The organism is Methylobacterium sp. J-070 (genome assembly GCF_022829385.1).
Classification (GTDB): Bacteria; Pseudomonadota; Alphaproteobacteria; order Rhizobiales; family Beijerinckiaceae; genus Methylobacterium.
This window is the reverse complement of record NZ_JAKSXX010000272.1, coordinates 1-1,648: the sequence shown is the minus strand read 5'-3', so window position 1 is coordinate 1,648 and position 1,648 is coordinate 1. Positions and strand designations below refer to the sequence as shown.

General features: G+C 64.4%; 3 protein-coding genes. 1 reads left to right on the top strand and 2 read right to left on the bottom strand.

Translation table 11 applies throughout. The features are described 5' to 3' along the window. Positions 1-2: 2 nt before the first annotated feature. A complete protein-coding gene (locus MKL01_RS30900; RefSeq protein WP_243909006.1) occupies positions 3-413 on the bottom strand; it encodes a DUF1236 domain-containing protein in 411 nt (136 codons plus the stop codon). A gap of 266 nt (positions 414-679) precedes the next feature. Then, complete coding sequence (locus MKL01_RS30895) at positions 680-1,153, bottom strand: tellurite resistance TerB family protein (RefSeq protein WP_243909005.1); 474 nt, start codon at positions 1,151-1,153, stop codon at positions 680-682. A gap of 270 nt (positions 1,154-1,423) precedes the next feature. Here MKL01_RS30895 and MKL01_RS30890 point away from each other — a divergent pair. Then, positions 1,424-1,648: hypothetical protein (locus MKL01_RS30890; protein WP_243909004.1), on the top strand; the 225-nt coding region annotated here is incomplete at its 3' end.

Below are 1,648 nucleotides of genomic sequence, written 5' to 3'. Positions count from 1 at the left end.
CATCACTCGATCACCTCCACGATGCGCCGGCTCCCTGGCTCGACGAGCACCGGGTGGCCATTGACGATTGTGTAACTGTACTCCGGCAGCGCGAACTCTCGCGGCACATCGTAGTAGACGACCCCGTCCTCCGGCAGCACGGCCCCGACCCGTACTGGGCCAGCGAGCGCAATGGATGGGCGGTGTTCACCGAGCGCGTAGATGCGGAAGCGTTTCCGGCGGTCGACGCCGAGGATGCCGTTGGCCGTACCCACGGCCGCCCCGATAGCGCCGCCGACGACGGCCCCGAGCGGACCAGCCATCTCCTCGCCGCGCGCGGCCCCGTCACGAGCACCTCGCTCCAACCCTTGCGCATGAACGGTCGCAGAGAAGCCAACCATCGCTAGAAACGTGAGGGTAATCGTGAATTTCATGGTGTATCCTCCAAGCTACGTGATGAGAGGCGCGACCGCTGTGACGATCGAATCTGGAGGCGACATCTACGTCAGCTCGAATGGCGACCGCTGGCGTCTGCTGTGCGATCCGGGGACCGGGCAAAGTTTTGTTCGGCACGATGGTAACGCCGCCTCGGGAGGGCACGTAACCGAGATTGGCCTGTCCGCCTTCCTCGCTGCCGATCGTGGCGGTCCGGAGCACCAGGCTCACTGGCTGCTGCTTGCTACACTGGGCGATGTCAGACCTATGCCGACGGGGACAATCGCGTAGATCGAGCCGGCACCGACTCTAGCAGCCTTGCCTTATCGACGAGCAAGGCCGCGGCGATCTCTGCCAGCGCGGCATGCTCAATCTCGGCGATGCCGTCATGGTCGGCCACGTCCACCGCCACCAAGAACACGCTCTCGCGCTGTTCTGCGGGTCGTACGGCAATCGCCGCGACCCGACGCAGGTTGTCTGCGCGCCCGGCCCGGGTACGCGCCCGGCCGTTTGCATCGTACAGGGCCTCCTCCAGCATCAGGGCGTCGTAGCCCTTCGCCACGTCCGGGTGAGCCAGCACGCCCTTAAGTGCGGTCTCGAACTCGTCGCCCGCCACCTCGCCGTCAGCCACGATCACGTTGGCAGTGGCCGAAACCCCGGCCTGCATCAGCGCTTCATCGCCGGCGTAAGCGGTTACCGTCCGGGCAAAGCGGGCGAGAAAATCTGGGACGAGACTCATGCGAATTTTTCGATCACGTTGGAGGTCAGACGGCAATCCGCTGGCCGCTGAAGCTGGCCCGCATCCTGACGAAGCGTTACCCTACACGCGGTGTTCCAGTATGACCCTCACAGAAGCTGCCTTTGCGCTCACGGACCGGCTTTGGCCCCTCAGCGGCATCAAGCAGCTCCCGCGGTCTTAAATCTATGGATACTCGGCAACCTCCATCCATCGAACCGATCGCGGAGGGGGCTCGGCTGAGTTCAAAACCAATCGCGCAGGCACAGTTCGATGACCCGGCTAGCAGACCTGCAAAATGACCTCGCGTTTCGGCAGGCGGTGCTGGCCGTGCGTGGCGCTTCCAGCACGCTGAGCGGACGAGCGGTGACGGAAGCGGAAGCTGAGTTCCTCGTTGGTATCGCGCTCGCGACGTTCGCGAACGCCGGCGGCCTGAATGAGCCGAGCCTCGGTCATCTAGCTCGGTTCTCGGGCAAGCTTGGGCCGAACGAGACCGTT